General features: G+C 43.7%; 16 protein-coding genes. 13 read left to right on the plus strand and 3 right to left on the minus strand.

All coding sequences use genetic code 11. The annotated features are described in order from the left end of the window. Positions 1-68: 68 nt before the first annotated feature. The 3 genes from fabG to WS40_RS02320 all read right to left on the minus strand — a co-directional run bounded on the left by fabG (position 69) and on the right by WS40_RS02320 (position 2858). The gene (gene fabG, locus WS40_RS02310) at positions 69-803 is read right to left on the minus strand and encodes a 3-oxoacyl-[acyl-carrier-protein] reductase (RefSeq protein ID WP_046439849.1); all 735 of its coding nucleotides are present in this window, start codon (positions 801-803) and stop codon (positions 69-71) included. Between the two features lie 18 nt (positions 804-821). Further along, a complete protein-coding gene (gene fabK, locus WS40_RS02315) occupies positions 822-1760 on the minus strand; it encodes an enoyl-[acyl-carrier-protein] reductase FabK (protein WP_022288129.1) in 939 nt (312 codons plus the stop codon). A 90-nt stretch (positions 1761-1850) separates the two neighbouring features. Next, positions 1851-2858, minus strand: a complete 1008-nt coding sequence (locus WS40_RS02320; RefSeq protein WP_287613914.1) for a beta-ketoacyl-ACP synthase III — start codon at positions 2856-2858, stop codon at positions 1851-1853. 413 nt (positions 2859-3271) lie between these two features. Here WS40_RS02320 and fabD point away from each other — a divergent pair, with 413 nt between their 5' ends. From fabD to WS40_RS02380, 13 genes are all read left to right on the plus strand, one after another. After that, the gene (gene fabD / locus WS40_RS02325; RefSeq protein WP_046439851.1) at positions 3272-4195 is read left to right on the plus strand and encodes an ACP S-malonyltransferase; all 924 of its coding nucleotides are present in this window, start codon (positions 3272-3274) and stop codon (positions 4193-4195) included. 18 nt (positions 4196-4213) lie between these two features. Then, complete coding sequence (locus tag WS40_RS02330; RefSeq protein ID WP_046439853.1) at positions 4214-4741, plus strand: hypothetical protein; 528 nt, start codon at positions 4214-4216, stop codon at positions 4739-4741. Positions 4742-4759: 18 nt separating this feature from the next. Continuing rightward, positions 4760-5239, plus strand: a complete 480-nt coding sequence (locus WS40_RS02335) for a deoxycytidylate deaminase (RefSeq protein WP_046439855.1) — start codon at positions 4760-4762, stop codon at positions 5237-5239. A gap of 166 nt (positions 5240-5405) precedes the next feature. Continuing rightward, positions 5406-6254 carry a shikimate dehydrogenase family protein gene (locus WS40_RS02340; RefSeq protein ID WP_117858069.1) on the plus strand — a complete coding sequence of 283 codons (849 nt, stop codon included), beginning with the start codon at positions 5406-5408 and terminating at the stop codon, positions 6252-6254. A 219-nt stretch (positions 6255-6473) separates the two neighbouring features. After that, positions 6474-6989, plus strand: coding sequence for a shikimate kinase (locus WS40_RS02345; protein WP_046439861.1), 516 nt, complete (start codon positions 6474-6476; stop codon positions 6987-6989). Positions 6990-7017: 28 nt separating this feature from the next. Next, positions 7018-7146: a hypothetical protein gene (locus WS40_RS11290; protein WP_256321617.1), complete on the plus strand. Its 129-nt coding sequence runs from the start codon at positions 7018-7020 to the stop codon at positions 7144-7146. A 184-nt stretch (positions 7147-7330) separates the two neighbouring features. Continuing rightward, positions 7331-9871 (plus strand): EAL domain-containing protein, encoded by a 2541-nt coding sequence (locus WS40_RS02350; protein WP_325208367.1) that lies wholly within the window; start codon positions 7331-7333, stop codon positions 9869-9871. A gap of 94 nt (positions 9872-9965) precedes the next feature. Beyond that, positions 9966-10775, plus strand: a complete 810-nt coding sequence (locus WS40_RS02355; protein WP_325208368.1) for a hypothetical protein — start codon at positions 9966-9968, stop codon at positions 10773-10775. A gap of 203 nt (positions 10776-10978) precedes the next feature. Next, the gene (locus tag WS40_RS02360) at positions 10979-11554 is read left to right on the plus strand and encodes a xanthine phosphoribosyltransferase (protein WP_022288138.1); all 576 of its coding nucleotides are present in this window, start codon (positions 10979-10981) and stop codon (positions 11552-11554) included. Positions 11555-11599: 45 nt separating this feature from the next. Next, entirely contained in the window at positions 11600-12751 is a 1152-nt protein-coding gene (locus tag WS40_RS02365; protein ID WP_046439866.1) for a BMP family ABC transporter substrate-binding protein, read from the plus strand. A 153-nt stretch (positions 12752-12904) separates the two neighbouring features. Next, the gene (locus tag WS40_RS02370; RefSeq protein ID WP_022288140.1) at positions 12905-14440 is read left to right on the plus strand and encodes an ABC transporter ATP-binding protein; all 1536 of its coding nucleotides are present in this window, start codon (positions 12905-12907) and stop codon (positions 14438-14440) included. Continuing rightward, positions 14433-15539, plus strand: coding sequence for an ABC transporter permease (locus WS40_RS02375; protein WP_325208369.1), 1107 nt, complete (start codon positions 14433-14435; stop codon positions 15537-15539). The genes WS40_RS02370 and WS40_RS02375 overlap by 8 nt, the downstream gene beginning before the upstream one ends. Continuing rightward, entirely contained in the window at positions 15532-16491 is a 960-nt protein-coding gene (locus WS40_RS02380) for an ABC transporter permease (protein ID WP_022288142.1), read from the plus strand. The genes WS40_RS02375 and WS40_RS02380 overlap by 8 nt, the downstream gene beginning before the upstream one ends. The last annotated feature ends 145 nt before the right edge of the window (positions 16492-16636 follow it).

The raw sequence follows: 16636 nt of genomic DNA on the forward strand, positions 1-16636 counted from the left end.
GCGGACACAAATTACATCATACCGAAACGCACGGCGTAAAATGCCCGTCACGGCGAGTGACCGAGTGACTACATCATAAGTCCGCCGCTTATTTCTATTACCTGTCCTGTAACGTAGCTTGCGTCCTTTGAGGCAAGGAATGATACAACGCCTGCTATCTCATCTACCTCGCCGTAACGTTTCATAGCTATCTGATTTATCATAGCCTGTTTCTGAGCGTCTGTAAGCTTGTCCGTCATAGGGGTCTTGATAAATCCAGGGGCTACTGCATTGCAGGTGATACCTCTTGAGCCAAGCTCCTTTGCAACTGTCTTTGTCATGCCGACGATAGCCGCCTTTGTTGCGGAATAGTTTATCTGTCCAGGGTTGCCGTAAAGTCCTGCAACGGAAGCAAGATTTATTATCTTGCCTGACTTCTGTCGCATCATAACGTTACCAACGAACTTTGACATATTGAACACGCTCTTCTGATTTACAGCAACTACCATATCGTACTGCTCCTCGCTCATACGAGCCATAAGACCGTCACGGGTGATTCCTGCGTTGTTTACGAGAACGTCGATAGTGCCGAAACGAGCCTTTACTGCCTTGACTGTTTCCTCTACCTGTGCATAGCTTGAAACGTCGCAGATGAACTTTTCACACTCTACGCCCTCTGCCTTTATCTTATCCATTATATCGTTATCTTCAAACATTGTCTCAGAGATATCGTTGAGAGCAATATTATAGCCGTCCTTTGCAAGTCTGAGTGCTATTGCTGCACCTATTCCTCTTGCGGAACCTGTTATCAATGCTGTTGCCATTTTATCTTCCTCCGTCTTTTACTTGCCGAGAAGCTTTTCTGCTTCTGTGAACATTTCCTCTATCATATCCTTTGCAGGCTCGACCTTCTTTACCATGCCTGCGATAGCTCCGCAGAGGAAAGAACCCTCCTCAAGGTTGCCGTCCTGAACGGCTTTTCTCAGTGAACCGAGGGTTATCTCCTCAAACTCCTCAGGTGTGATAGTGCCGTTTGCTTCGCCGCTTGCAAGCTTCTTTGAGAACTTTGTCTTAACGTTTCTGCATGGGTGACCTGTATATCTTCCTGTTACGATACTGTCTGTATCCTTAGCCTTTACAACAAGCTCCTTATAAACAGGGTTTATCTGACACTCCTCTGCGGCAAGGAAACGTGTGCCGAGCTGTACGCCCTCTGCTCCAAGCATGAATGAAGCGGCTATTCCTCTGCCGTCTGCTATTCCGCCTGCGGCGATAACAGGTATCTCAACTGCGTCAACTACCTGTGGTACAAGACACATGGTTGTGTTCTCACCGATATGTCCACCTGACTCTGTTCCCTCTGCGATAACAGCGTCAGCGCCTGCTCTTTCCATTCTCTTTGCAAGAGCAACTGACGGAACGACAGGTATCACCTTTATGCCTGCTTCTTTCCATGCAGCCATATACTTGCCTGGGTTGCCTGCACCTGTTGTTACGACAGGTACGCCCTCGTCTATAACGAGCTGAGCGAGGTCGTCGGCATTAGGGCTCATGAGCATGATATTAACACCGAAAGGCTTGCCGTTTACAGCCGCCTTTGTCTGTCTTATCTGATCTCTCAGGTAGTCGATAGGTGCAGAGCCGCCTGCGATTATGCCAAGTCCGCCTGCGTTTGAAACTGCGGAAGCGAGAGTATGCTCAGCTATCCAAGCCATACCGCCCTGAAAGATAGGGTATTTTATACCCAAAAGTTCAGTTATTCTTGTCTTTGTAGTAGTCATAGTAGTTCTCCTTATTGTCAAAAGCAAATTTTATGCCATAATACATAATAACAATTTATTATGTACCGAATATAAACTGTATATTGATTATCAATACTCGAAAACAGCCGCACCATAAGTAAGTCCACCGCCGAAGCCTACAAGACAAATCTTGTCGCCTCTTTTTATCCTGCCTTCTGCAACTGCGTCGCAAAATGCGATAGGGATAGATGCGGAAGATGTGTTTCCATAGCGGTCGATATATACCGGGAACTTGTCCATTGAAACGCCAAGGTGCTTTGCGGCAGTTTCGATTATTCTTATATTTGCCTGATGCGGCACTATCCAATCAAGGTCATCAGGGGAAATTTCGATCTTTGCACAAGCCTGCTCAACTGCATTTGGAAGTGCCTTTGTGGCAAACTTATAGACCTCTTTGCCGTCTTGCTTGAAGAAATAATCCTTTGTTTCAGGCATATCCATATCAAATTCCTCGGTATTGGTTCTGAATGCGTTCTCAGACTTCAAAGCACGGGAAGCAAGATACTTTGCACCGTTTCCGTCTGCGCCAAGGAAACTTGAGTATGTAGTATCCTCTGCTGTTTCAAGGACGAAAGCGGCTGCGCCGTCACCGAAAAGCACGCAGGAAGAACGGTCGGTATAATCAACGAATTTTGAAAGCTCCTCAGAGGCCACCAAAAGAACGGTCTTTATTCCGTCGCCTGTCTGGAGATATCTCTTTGCGGTATCAAAGCCGTAAACAAAGCCTGCACAAGCAGCGTTAAGGTCAAATGCGATACAGCCTATCGCGCCTATCTCTCTCTGGATAAGGCAGGAAAGTGACGGAGTGAAATAATCCCCTGTTACTGTTGTGGCAATAATAAGGTCGATATCCTCTGCCTTTACTCCTGCGTCAGCCATTGCAGCCTTTGCCGCCATTGCTCCAAGATAGTATGTAGGCTCGCCATTTGTAATGTGTCTTTGCTTGATGCCTGTTCTCTGAGTTATCCACTCGTCGCTTGTTTCAACGATCTTTGTGAAATCCTCGTTTGTTGCGACCATTTCAGGCACATATTTGCCTATGCCCTTGATCTTTACGCCTGTTACTTTACTTCCCACTGATTTTTCCTCCTGAAAATTCTATATTATATATTGTATATTTCCGTAATTTGTGCTATAATGTTCTTGTTCCTATGGAGCAAGTCAAAATATATTATATCAAAATATAATTAGTTAATTTTTTAACTATATAACACATATCATAACATTATAATTATAAACTGTTTTTTTAGATACGTCAATAACAAATTATGAACAACTCTTGATGAATTTAAACATTTAGAGAATTTTTCACAAGTTTTAGGGCGTTAGTTAATATTATGTGTCTATTTTTGAAAATATCTTGCAAAAATTAAATCATAAAACAATAATTGAGCGGAGATAACTTTCAAAAATTTACAGATATGAGATAAGGCGGCTTTGATATTATCAGGCGGCTATGTATAAATTTAACCACAAAGGAGTAAAATTTTATGTCAAAAAATATTTTTTTGTTTTCAGGTCAGGGCTCACAGTATGTAGGAATGGCTAAGGAGCTTTGCGAAAAGTATGATGCTGCAAATGCGGTTTTCGACACAGCGGAAAAGGTGCTGGGATATGACCTGAGAGCGGTAACATTTGACGGTCCTGACACTGAGCTTAACAAGACAGTGAACTCACAGCCTGCTATAATGGCTTGCTCGCTTGCCGCTTTTGAAGCCGCAAAGGCTGAGGGCATCACATTTGACGGCGTAGCAGGTCACTCACTGGGCGAATATGCTGCTATGGTAGCCGCAGGTGTTGTAACTATGGAGGACGGCTTCAAGCTCATCAAGGCGAGAGCGGCTGCAATGCAGAAAGCCGCAGAGGCTAACAGCGGTTCAATGTATGCTATAATCGGTCTGCCTGCTGAAGAGGTCGAGAAGATATGTGAGGAAACAGAGGGCTATGTTGTTCCTGTAAACTACAACTCAGCTGTTCAGACAGTTATCGCTGGTGATACTGCGGCTTGCGAGGCGGCTGCGGCAAAGTTTTCGGAGATGAAGAAAAAGGCTATAAAACTCAACGTCGCTTCTGCTTTCCACTCAAAGCTCATGCAGAGTGCGGCTGATGAATTTATTGAAACTGCAAAGACAGTTGAGTTCAAGACTGCAAACGTTGATTTCTACTCAAACGTTCTTGGAACAAAGCTTGAAGATTTTTCTGCTATGCCTGATATGCTTGCCAAGCACATCGTTTCACCCGTTAAGTTCACTTCTGAGCTTGCAGAAATGGAAAAGGCAGGCTATGAGAACTTTATCGAGCTTGGCCCTAACAAGGTGCTTACGGGTCTTGTAAAGAAAACTCTCAAGGGCAAGAACGCTGTGAACATTGAGAACAATGCCACAATGGAAAAGGCTCTTGCTTCTCTGAGCTAAAATATCGAGGGGAGAAAAATGAAAAAGGCTATGAAAAGGGCTTTGCTGTTGGCATTGGCGGTGGCAATGCTTGTTTGTCTGAGTGCCTGTGGAAAATGTGCGTGGGAGATAAAGATAAACGGCAAGGATATACAGATACCATGCACTCTGGACGATATTGGCGAGGAATATGAATACACGCTGGATTATCCTTTTTCGGGAAACTCAAACGGCAAGGGGATATTCTCGGTGGCGCTTATGCAGGACGGCAGTATAATAGGCACTGTTAAGGTAGAAGCGGACAGTGTTGACGACATTGACAGAAAGTCGAAGATACGTCAGATAAGTGCGGCGCAAAGCAGTTCCGATAAAAAGGGAATGAGCATTGCAGGGGTAAAATGCGGTGATGACAAGGCGGAAGTCAAAAAAGTTTTCGGCGAGCCTGACAGTCCTGACGCAGACGCATGGAAATACAAGAAAAGGGGCTTTTTGGCGACTTTCTTTTTTGATGATGACGGCAAGGTGACAATGCTGAGCATATCAGACATTGATGATGAAGATACCTGATAAAAGGCGGTGTATAAAATGAAACGCAATGACTACATATCATGGGACGAATATTTTATGGGCATTTCACTGCTATCTGCACAGAGGAGCAAGGATTCTCACACGCAGGTAGGGGCGTGCATAGTTTCTCAGGACAACAAGATATTGTCAGTAGGCTACAACGGTATGCCTACCGGATGTTCTGATGATGAGATGCCGTGGGACAGGAACGGAGAGTTTCTTGACACGAAATATCCATTTGTGTGTCATGCCGAGCTTAACGCCATTCTCAACCATGCGGCAGGAAGCTTACAGAATGCCAAGATATATGTTTCACTTTTTCCATGCAACGAATGTGCAAAGGCTATCATTCAAAGCGGCATAAAGGAAGTCGTTTACTGGGAAGACAAATACGCTGACACTGACGGAGTTAAGGCTTCTAAGAAAATGTTTGAGCTGACGGGGGTAAAGATACGCAGGTATGTGCCTACTAACCGTGAGATAACTATAAGGCTGTAAAAGGCAATTATCCTGCCGAAACGGTTTCAGGCGACAATGCGGGCGAACACTGTTCGCCCCTACTGTACATTGTGCGGTTATTAAGGTTTGTGCAATAAATTGCAAGTTGCCCCTACAGATATACATTATTAATATGCGGAAATTTTTTATAAAGAAGGAATGTAAAATGTCAAGAAAATACGCTATACTTGGAGAAACGCTTAAACACACTATGTCGCCCCCTATTCACGCCAGGCTTTTTGAGCTGAAAGGACGTGAGTTTGAGTATGAGATACTGGAGGTAAAGCCTGAGGAGCTTAAGGACAAGGCGGAGTATCTTAATTCTCTTAACGGCTACAACATCACTATTCCCCACAAGATAGGCATTATCGACTACACTGATGAGCTTGACCAGTCGGCAAAGCGTTATCACTCAGTGAACTGCGTTGACAACAAAAACGGCAGGCACGTTGGTTATAACACTGACTGCGACGGCTTTCTCAGAACTGTTCGTGCAATGAATATCGACTTCACGGGAAAGATACTGCTTATAGGCTGCGGCGGAGTAGGCAGAATGATGGCAATTGAGGCAGCTCTTGCCGGGGCTGACCTTTACATTGCGGTACTGGAGAGCGATATGCCTTTGGCTAAGCAGGTAGAGAAAGAGATAAAGGCTATGAAGTCTGACGCTAGGATAACTATTGTTCTAAACACTGAGATACCGACCGACGTTCACTACGAGCTGCTTATGAACGCTTGCCCTGTGGGAATGTATCCTAAGACAAACGCCTGCCCTGTTCCTGATGAAGTTATAAAGGCGAGCGGTGCGGTATTTGACGTTATATACAACCCTCGTGAGACTTTGCTCATGCAGAAAGCCAAGGCTATGGGCAAGAACGCTGTCGGAGGCATGGCAATGCTGGTTTGGCAAGCGGTTTCCGCTCACGAGATATGGGACGGCGACGAATACACAGACGAGGAAGTTCAGTCTATCATAGACGAAATGGAGATCGCTGTGGAGAAGGATTTTAAATAACTTGCGATACTGACATATGAAAATGTCAAAAACAAGGCTTATCGAGTAAAAACACTGTGCGCTAGGAGAAACGGGCGAACGCTGTTCGCCCCTACATGAAACACGGTGTTTGCTTGATTGCAGAGATGACAGACAAACAGTGACAGCGGGCGACCAGAGGTCGCCCCTACATTAGTTTGGCAAAATACATTATAATACATTATAATAAGGATAGTAACTATGAAACCAATATTTTTGTGCGGCTTTATGGGCTGCGGAAAATCTACTGTGGGAAAGATCTTGGCGAAAAAAATGGGCTGTCAGTGCGTTGACCTTGACAAGTATATCGAAGATACGGCAGGAATGAGCATACCTGAAATATTCGACAAATACGGTGAGGAGCATTTCAGGAAGCTTGAAACCGAGGCTCTTGCAGCATTTGCTGACATTGGCGGCGTTGTTGCAACAGGCGGCGGAGCATTGCTTTCGGAGGAGAACGGCAAGGTGGCTAAAAGATCGGGCATGGTGGTCTTTATCGACACATATTTCAACACCTGCTACGGACGCATAAAAAACGACCCTAACAGACCTATCGCTTACAACTCCACCAGAGAACAGCTTTCAGAGCGGTTTGATTATCGAAGGCCTTTATATCTTGCCCACTCACACTATGTCATAAGCGGTGGTTATCCGCCTATCGTCATCGCTTCTAAGATACAAAAGCTTTACAAGAGATTTGATTTCGGGCAGGGCTGATTCAGCTCTTCCCTGTGGGGCGACCTTCATGCCCACTGTTTTCGGGCTTATCGCAAACCATGCGAGCCTTAAGCTTATGCCCGTTTATCTTGCATTTTTCTTCATACTTCTCCTTGTGATGATATCAAAAACGGAAAAGCTTTGTCATAATAAATAGTACGGCTTGTGCAAACAGTACCAAATTATTTGTATTTTGGATAATCAAAAATAGCTATTTATAACGAATAATCCAAAAAGCCTGCAAGCACTGATAAAAAATGTTGAAAATCCTAACGACATGTTGTATACTTATGATATGAAAACGTTATATTAAACTGCAATATGACAGAAGGGAGTTGCAAATGGACATACAGAAAACCGTGCTTGTCGTTGACGACAGCACAACGAACCGATCTATACTTTGCGACATACTACATTCTGACTATACTGTGATCCAAGCAGGAAATGGCATACAGGCTCTTACAATGCTAAAAAAACAGGATAAAAAAGTTGACGCTATAATACTGGATATCATAATGCCCGAAATGGACGGATATGAGTTCATGAATAAAATAAAGCAGGATAAAACCTTATCTCAGATACCTGTTATTATACTAACAGAAAAATCAGACAGAGACACTGAAAAGAAGGTGCTTGAAAGCGGTGCGTGGGACTTTGTTCCAAAGCCTTATGACGCTGAGATTATAAAGCTAAGGCTCAAAAACGTTATCGCAAGAAGTCAGGTATCGCTGCTCAAAGAGCTTAATAACGTTATGAACTACGACCCTCTTACGGAGATATATTCAAAGAATAAATTTTTCAGTGCGTCAAAGGCACTTCTTAAGGCTAATCCTGACAAGCAGTTCGCTTTTCTAAGACTAGATATCGACCGTTTCAAGCTTATAAATTCATTTTTTGGCACTGCGTATGGAGACAGACTGCTAAAGCATGTTGCAAAACGTATAAGAGATTTTGCAAAAACAACGGAATGCTGTACCTTCGGTAGGATAGATGCTGACGTTTTCGGTATCTTCACCCCTTATCAGGGCAAGGAAGAAACAGTAAAGCAGATAGAGCAGGCTGTTGAAAACATGAAAAAACTGTCCGCAAGCTATAACATCATGATCGTTTACGGTGTTTATGTGGTGACTGACAGAAGCCTGCCAATATCCTTCATGTGCGATCGTGCCGCTCTTGCCGCTAAAACTGTAAAAGGGCATTATATGAAAAGCTATGCTTTTTATGATGACAAAATGCGGCTTTCTATCGAAAATGAGCAGAATATAATAAATGAAATGAGCGACGCTCTTGAAAATAATGAGTTCGTACCTTACTATCAGCCTAAATACGATGTAAAGACAAACAAGCCTGTGGGTGCGGAGGCTCTTGCAAGGTGGATACACCCTACCAAGGGATTTATCTCACCGGGGGTGTTTATCCCTATATTTGAGAAAAACGGCTTTATCTCAAAGCTTGATTTCTACATATGGGAATGCGTATGCAAACAGCTCAAGGAATGGAAAGACAAGGGAGTTCCGCTCTTCCCTGTTTCTGTAAACGTTTCACGGGTCAATCTTTATAACCCTAATCTTTCAAAAATAATAATCGAACTTACGAAAAAGTATGACATTGAGCCTAAGTATTTCAACATCGAGATAACGGAAAGCGTTTATACTGACGACAATATAATGATAGATGATATCACTAGCCAGCTCAGAAATAATGGCTTTACTGTCCTCATGGACGATTTTGGCAGTGGCTATTCTTCCCTGAACGTACTCAAAGATGTTCAGGTGGATATGCTAAAAATGGACATGATGTTCATGTTCAAGGCAAAGTATGACGGCCGTGCAGAAACTATAATTTCTTCTGTTATCAGAATGGCCAAATGGCTCAATATCCCTGTTATAGCGGAAGGCGTTGACAGAGCGGAGCAGGTAGAATTTCTGAAAAGCGTAGGCTGTGACTACATTCAGGGTTTCTATTATTCAAAGCCTTTGCCTGCGGCAGAGTATGAAAAGCTTATATCAGATCAGGAGGAACAGCCTGTGCCTGAGAACGGGACGTCAGTAAACGACCTGCTGTGGGGCAAGAGCGGAGGATTGCTGGCATATATCGACAGCATCGACCAGCCTGCTACGATATATGAATGTTTTCCGGACGGCACAGTGGTAATGGTATGTTCAAACAAGGCGTTTTTACAAAAATACGGCTATGACAGCAGTGTGTACGGCAAACTCAATGTTATGAACTGCATTGACAGCGAATGCAAAGAGAAATTCACAAGCTCTGTAAACAAGGCAATAGAGAGCAAGGACAGAGCAGAATGTGTTCTCAGTATGCACGAGATAAACGGCAGGAAGCACTGGTTCAAGACGCATTTACGATTTGTCAGCGAAATGGGTGTAAGCTCTGTGCTTATAGCGTATTTCACGGACGTGACCGACATGGTGCTGATGGATAAACGCATAAACGAATATAAGAATTATATCCAAGATGAAATAGACCGAAAGCACAAGATCCTTATCGTCAGCAACAACAGCGACGCACGCTGTCAGCTCGAAGAGATACTTTCTCAGGAAAATACTGTTTTCACTGCAGAAACCATTCAGGCAGGAAAAAAGCTTCTTCTTAACGAGGATATCGACCTTATTTATTTTGACATACAGCTTATTTCCAAGGATGATGAATTTCCTCTTGACATTGATGAAAGAAGACTTCCCGTTATTGCTATAACCCAGGCTCATGGCGTGCTTAAAGGCATGACAAAATTAAAGAACAGAGTTTCAGACTTTGTTATGAAGCCGTATATAGATGAGCTGGTACGCCTGAGAACGACCAATCTTATAAAGATCAATATTTCAGGCAGTGCAAACGAAAAATATTTTAGCCGGACGAAATGATTTGAAAAGTCCTCTGCGATAAGCGTGGGACTTTTTCTCTTGTTAAGCAGTCAGCTTTATTGACAAAATATACACTATCTGATATTATATAGGTATGAATGCTGAAAGCGAGGGAGAAAAAATGTATCTTGACAAGTGGCGTGTGGCAATAAGAAATTTGAAAAATTCACTTTTTTCATATCCAAACACGGCTCAAAGCTGTTTCCCTGACCCTATCACAGACGACACGGTGTTTTATTGCGTTCAAGGTCTTGTATATGGCAGTCAAAAGTTTCCTGACGGAAAATTCATACGCAGTTCTCCTGTGACCTCGGTATACACTGAGGACGGAAAGCTTTTTGCCAAAACAACAAACAACGTTTATGAGCTTAAAACGCCAAGCGATTATTTTGACTGCGATATAGCTGAAAATGCCGCACAAAAAACAGGAAGCAGTGAGCTTGCTGAAACAGCTAAAGTGCAGAGAGAAAAGCTCATGGCACAGCTTGATAAATTTTTCACGATCTGCCGGAGGCTTTGTGATAATGAACAGGCTGACGTTGCAAATGAGTTACCTGAAGATACTCTTGTTATATGCTATTACGGCACTGACCCACATGGAAACAAGATGTTCTACAAAAAGGAAGATATGGTAGTGCCTGTTTTTGCAGATGTGACCGTTGGGCTGGTCATTGATTCTGTGGGGCTTGCGGAAAGCGAGGAAAAGCTGGATTTATGGGATACGCTGGGGAGATATTATATTGACAGCGAGCTTATGGAGTTTTATGACTGTGACACGAAAAACCTTATTTTCTGCAATTTAACGAACTCTCCTATATATGTCACAATTTATGAAAGCTCCGCTGCTATGCTCTGTATGCCGAACACGGCTAAGATAGCTTCAAGAAAAGTAAAAGAAAAATAAAACTTTTATCCGTCTGAGATCTCAGGCGGATTTTTTTCATTGCACAATATAGAAAAGAACGCGAAAATTAATAGAATGTTAAACTTTTAACGTGTCATAGCAATTGAATAATCGTCGAAAGTGTAGTATAATTTTCTTATATAGTTGTTTTTTGATGTAAAATAATATATTTAACTATTTTTTTGTATCGTGAGGAAAAGATCATGGAAATTTTAAAACAGCGTATTCTTAAGGACGGAGTAGTAAAGGAAGGAAACGTTCTCAAAGTCGATAAATTCCTTAACCACCAAATGGACGTCAAGCTTTTCAACGATATTGGTGAGGAGTTTGCAAAGAGATTTGCAGGAACAGGCGTAAACAAGATACTCACTATCGAGTCATCCGGTATCGGCATTGCCTGCATTGCGGCACAGCATTTTAACAACTGCCCTGTTATTTTTGCAAAGAAAACTCTCAGCAAAAATCTTGACGGCGAAATGTTCGTTACTCAAGTAAAGTCCTACACAAAGGGCGTTACATATGACGTAATGGTATCTGAAAAATATCTCGGCAAGGGTGACAAGGTGCTTATTATAGACGATTTTCTTGCTAACGGCTGTGCTCTTATGGGGCTTATAGATATTGTAAAGCAGTCTGGGGCTGAGCTTGCGGGAGCAGGTATCGTTATCGAAAAGGGCTTCCAGGTTGGCGGAAAGACTATCCGTGACATGGGCGTAAAGCTCGAATCTCTTGCTATCGTTGACTCTATGGACAACGGCACTATCACTTTCAGGGACTAACGCACAAGGCGTTACCAATAAATATTTTATGGAGGAAGATCAAACATGAAGGTAAGACGTATTCTTGCGCTCGTTCTTTCTGCGGCTCTTGCTGTAACAGCTCTTACAGCATGTACATCTGCTAAGGACGAAGCATCACAGAAGTCGGCTGACAATCAGACGACAACTCTCAGCTATGACACTGTAAAGATCGGTGTTATACACATCGGCAACCCTGCCGACGGTTCAGGTTACACATATGCTCACGATCAGGGTATCGTTGGTATGCAGAAGGAGCTTGGACTTAAAGACGATCAGATCGTTAGAAAAAACAACGTATCAGACAGCGACCCTGCTGCTACAGAAACAGCTATCCGTGAGTGCATCGAGGAAGGCTGCAACATCATCTTCGGCACAAGCTGGGGCTATATGGACAAAATGGAATCCCTCGCTGAGGAATATCCTGACGTTTATTTCTGCCACGGCACAGGCTACAAGAACAACGGCAAGAACCTTAACAACTACTTCGGAAGAATTTATCAGGCAAGATACCTCACCGGTATCGTTGCAGGTATGAAGACAGAGTCAAATCTTATCGGTTACGTTTCCGCTATGGGCAGCGAGAACTCTGAGTGCACAGGCGGTATCGACGCTTTCGCAATGGGCGTTTATTCTGTAAATCCTGACGCTAAGGTATATGTAAAGGTAACAAACAGCTGGTATTCACCAACAGAGGAAACAAACGCTGCAAAGGCTCTTCTTTCTGAGGGCTGCGACGTTATCGCTCAGCACTGCGACACACCTAACCCACAGCTGGAGGCTGAAAGCGCAGGCAAGTGGGGCGTAGGCTACAACACAGATATGTCTAAGGACGCTCCTAAGGCTACACTTACTTCAACTCTTTGGAACTGGTCTGCATACTACACATATCAGGTAAAGCAGATAGTTGATGGCAACTGGAAGTGCGAGAACTACTACGGCGGCATGGCTGACGGTCTTGTAGACATCGCTCCTCTGAACAAGGATCTCTGCACAGAGGATATGCAGAAGGCTGTTGACGAGGCTAAGGCTAAGCTTGAGGACGGCTCATTCAACGTATTTGACGGCGTTATCGAAACAAACGACGGCAAAACAGTTGGCGAAGAGGGCAAAACTCTTGACGACGCTACTATCACAGGCGGAATCAACTGGTACTTCAAGAACGTTGAGGTCAAGTAATAAGGCTTAACAGCTTAACAAAACATTTATACGGGCGGTGCAGGTTGCCGCCTGTTTTGTTAATGATATGAGCATACGGCAGCAGGTAATTCTGCTGTCGGTTTCTGATGACATTAGCAAATCTAAGGAAGTTCATAAAAAGGAGCTGAAAGTATGAGTGAAGAAATATCTGCTGAGATCGCTGTAAAATGCAGCGGTATAACAAAAGTTTTCGGCAGCGTGGTTGCAAACGACGGCATTGATCTTGAAGTAAAATACGGTGAGATACTTGCACTGCTGGGCGAAAACGGATCAGGAAAGACCACGTTGATGAATATGCTTTCGGGTATCTATCACCCTGACAAGGGCAATATCTACATTGCCGGCAAGCCTGAGGCGATAAATTCACCTATGGATTCTATCGAACTTGGCATAGGCATGATACATCAGCACTTCAAGCTTGTGGAGGTGTTCTCCGCCGCAGACAACATTGTGGCAGGCACAAAGGGCAAGCTTAAGAGCAAGGGCGCTGTGAGAGATGAGATAAAAAAGATATCTGAACAGCTTGGTCTTGAAGTTGACCCTGACAAAAAGGTATACAATATGTCCGTCAGTGAAAAGCAGACAGTTGAGATACTGAAGGTGCTTTACAGAGGTGCTAAAATACTTATTCTTGACGAGCCTACGGCGGTTCTTACTCCGCAGGAAACTGAAAAGCTTTTCAATATCCTGAGAAAAATGAAAGCTCAGGGCTGTGCTATCATTATCATCACCCACAAGCTGGGCGAGGTAATGGATATATCTGACAGAGTGACCATACTGCGAAAGGGCAAGAGCGTTGAAACTGTAAACACAGCAGAGAGCAGTGAAAAGCAGCTCACTGAGCTTATGGTGGGCAAGGCGGTGGAGCTTTCAATAGAAAGACCTGAACCTGTGAACGTAAAGCCGATACTTAACGTAGTCGATCTGACGGTAAAGAACTCTGAGGGAAGCATTGCCCTCGATGACGTAAGCTTTGTTATAAACAGGGGCGAGATACTTGGTGTGGCAGGCATTGCAGGAAGCGGTCAGAAAGAGCTTTGCGAGACTATCGCAGGGCTTCAGAAGATAGAAAAGGGCGCAGTGCTTTACAACAAGGAGAACATCATAGGCAAGACACCTAAGGAGATAATAAATCTCGGCATAAGCATGAGCTTTATCCCTGAGGACAGACTTGGAATGGGTCTTATCGCTTCGGTGGGTATGACGGACAATATGCTTCTTAAAACATACAAGCAGGGCAAGCTTTGCTTTGTGGACAGAAAGCCTGCTAAGGCGCTTTCAAAGGAGCTTATAGAAAAGCTTGAAATAAAAACTCCGTCAACTGAGCTTCCTGTAAGAATGCTTTCGGGCGGAAACGTTCAGAAGGTCCTGCTTGGACGAGAGATACACAGTGAGCCTGATCTGCTCATAACCGCATATCCTGTTCGTGGACTTGACATCAACTCATCATATCTTATATACTCGCTTCTTAACGAGCAGAAGAAAAAGAATACGGCTGTGCTTTTCATAGGCGAGGATCTTGACGTTCTTCTGGAGCTTTGCGACAGGATAATGGTGCTTTGTCACGGCAAGATAACAGGTATTTGTGACGCCAAAAAGGTCACAAAGGAACAGGTAGGCATGATGATGACAGGCTCGACAATGGAGGAGGTGCTGGGCATTGGCTGATATTATAAAAAAAGAGCCTCTTATAAGAATAGCCAAGCGTGCTGAACGCTCAAACAAGCAAAAGCTTATCATAAGGCTTCTGTCGGTGCTTCTGGCTATTTGTGCAGGCGGAATATTCATTCTTATTCTTGGTAAAGATCCGTTTTCATACTATGCAAAAATGGTAAAGGGTGCTTTTATCGGCAAGAACGCCGCAAGCCCTTTTATGCCGTTCAAAGAGACAATAAAGATAATGATACCGCTTCTTATATCTTCTCTTGGCATTACTCTTGCGTTTAAGATGAAGTTTTGGAATATCGGTGCAGAGGGTCAGATAATAATGGGCGGAGTTTTCGCTTCATACTTCGCTCTTTATCATTACAATATGCCTCACTATCTGCTTTTCATTGTGATGTTCGTTGCGGCGATGATAGGCGGAGGATTGTACGGCATTATCCCTGCATTTTTCAAGGCAAAATTCGACACAAACGAAACTTTGCTCACCCTTATGCTCAACTATATTGCACTTTACGTTATAGATTGGCTCACAAAGGGCGCATGGCAGGATCCTGAGTCAAAGGGATATCCTAAGATAGCAAGATTTGACCTTAACGCATGGCTTGACTCGCTAGGCGGTGTGCAGATAGGCTGGTTGATAGGTCTGGTGCTTGTGGTATTGGTATTTATCTATCTTAAATACACAAAGCAGGGCTACGAGATAACTGTAGTATCAGACAGCCACGCAACTGCAAGATATGCAGGCATGAGCCCTAGCAAGATAATGATAAGAACGATGTTCCTCAGCGGTGCTATCTGCGGTATCGCAGGAATGGTACAGGCTTGCGGAACGGAACACACACTTTCAACATCTGTTGCAGGCGGAGTAGGCTTCACGGCTATCATAGTTGCATGGCTTGCAAACCTCAATCCATTCGGCATACTTGTGGTGTCATTCTTATTCGCAGTTTTGGAAAAGGGCAGCACTGTGGTATCGTCTGAATTTGTTCTTTCACCTTACTGCTCGGACGTTTTGCAGGGAATAATCCTGTTCTTCGTGCTTGGCTGTGAGTTCTTCATCAGATACAGATTTGTAACAAGAGGAGGCAGGAAAAATGACTAGACTTATTTCATTCCTTGCCCATGCGGTATACATGGGTACTCCTCTGCTTTTCGGCACAGTAGGAGAGATACAGAACGAAAAGGCGGGACACCTTAACCTTGGCGTTGAGGGAACAATGGCAATGGGCGCTTGCGCAGGCTTTATGGTAGCATACAAGACAGGAAGCCTTTGGCTTTCCATACTTGCGGCATTTCTTATGGGTGCGCTTGTTTCCCTTATCTATGCTTTTCTTACCATAACAATGATGGCGAACCAAAACGTAACAGGTCTTACACTGACTATATTCGGCACGGGACTTTCAAACTTCATAGGCGAGCAGATGATATCCGCTTCACCTACAGGCAACCTCAAACTGCCTGACGGAGTGATGAGCAGTCTGAAAAACATTGACATACCGCTTCTCAGCAAGATACCTGTTCTTGGAGAGGTGCTTTTCTCACAGAACATTTTCACATATCTGAGCATTGTTATCGCTGTGATAATGTTTATCTATCTGAAAAAGACTAAGGTGGGTCTTAACCTTAGAACTATCGGTGAGAATCCTGCTGTTGCGGACGCTGTGGGAATAAGCGTTGTGAAATACAAATACATAAACGTTCTTATCGGCGGAGGAATATGCGGAATAGGCGGAGCGTTCTGCTCAATGGTAATAAACGGCGGTGTTTGGATGGCAAACAGCGTGAACGGTCTTGGCTGGATAGCTGTGGCGCTTGTTATCTTCGCTGTATGGAATCCTGCAAGGGCTATTTACGGAGCGTATATTTTCGGTGCATTCATGGTGCTGAAATACTACTTCCCGAAAAACCTCGGCTTCACTGTTCCTGAGTCATTCTTTGATATGCTCCCATATCTTGTAACGGCTCTTGTTCTTATCATCACTTCAGTGAAAAAATCAAGAGAGCGTTCACAGCCACAATCCTGCGGTATAAATTATTTCCGTGAGGAGAGATAGGATATCGAAGCTTGGCATTTTTTACAGATAATACCTAAAGCAACATATTTAAAAGCTCTGCATTTTGCAGGGCTTTTATTTTGCCCTAGTGACAAAATGCAGAAGATGTTCATAGCCCAATTACGATACAAAAAAAAGCGGGCGA

The sequence above is a fragment of the Ruminococcus sp. N15.MGS-57 genome, from assembly GCF_000980385.1.
GTDB lineage: Bacteria > Bacillota > Clostridia > Oscillospirales > Ruminococcaceae > Hominimerdicola > Hominimerdicola aceti.

What these genes read in the sequence shown, in the direction of transcription:
- fabG (WP_046439849.1), bottom strand. Translation starts at nt 803, where the DNA reads ATGGCAACAGCATTGATAACAGGTTCCGCAAGAGGAATAGGTGCAGCA.
- fabK (WP_022288129.1), bottom strand. Translation starts at nt 1,760, where the DNA reads ATGACTACTACAAAGACAAGAATAACTGAACTTTTGGGTATAAAATAC.
- fabD (WP_046439851.1), top strand. Translation starts at nt 3,272, where the DNA reads ATGTCAAAAAATATTTTTTTGTTTTCAGGTCAGGGCTCACAGTATGTA.
- WS40_RS02330 (WP_046439853.1), top strand. Translation starts at nt 4,214, where the DNA reads ATGAAAAAGGCTATGAAAAGGGCTTTGCTGTTGGCATTGGCGGTGGCA.
- WS40_RS02335 (WP_046439855.1), top strand. Translation starts at nt 4,760, where the DNA reads ATGAAACGCAATGACTACATATCATGGGACGAATATTTTATGGGCATT.
- WS40_RS02340 (WP_117858069.1), top strand. Translation starts at nt 5,406, where the DNA reads ATGTCAAGAAAATACGCTATACTTGGAGAAACGCTTAAACACACTATG.
- WS40_RS02345 (WP_046439861.1), top strand. Translation starts at nt 6,474, where the DNA reads ATGAAACCAATATTTTTGTGCGGCTTTATGGGCTGCGGAAAATCTACT.
- WS40_RS11290 (WP_256321617.1), top strand. Translation starts at nt 7,018, where the DNA reads ATGCCCACTGTTTTCGGGCTTATCGCAAACCATGCGAGCCTTAAGCTT.
- WS40_RS02350 (WP_325208367.1), top strand. Translation starts at nt 7,331, where the DNA reads ATGGACATACAGAAAACCGTGCTTGTCGTTGACGACAGCACAACGAAC.
- WS40_RS02355 (WP_325208368.1), top strand. Translation starts at nt 9,966, where the DNA reads ATGAATGCTGAAAGCGAGGGAGAAAAAATGTATCTTGACAAGTGGCGT.
- WS40_RS02360 (WP_022288138.1), top strand. Translation starts at nt 10,979, where the DNA reads ATGGAAATTTTAAAACAGCGTATTCTTAAGGACGGAGTAGTAAAGGAA.
- WS40_RS02365 (WP_046439866.1), top strand. Translation starts at nt 11,600, where the DNA reads ATGAAGGTAAGACGTATTCTTGCGCTCGTTCTTTCTGCGGCTCTTGCT.
- WS40_RS02370 (WP_022288140.1), top strand. Translation starts at nt 12,905, where the DNA reads ATGAGTGAAGAAATATCTGCTGAGATCGCTGTAAAATGCAGCGGTATA.
- WS40_RS02380 (WP_022288142.1), top strand. Translation starts at nt 15,532, where the DNA reads ATGACTAGACTTATTTCATTCCTTGCCCATGCGGTATACATGGGTACT.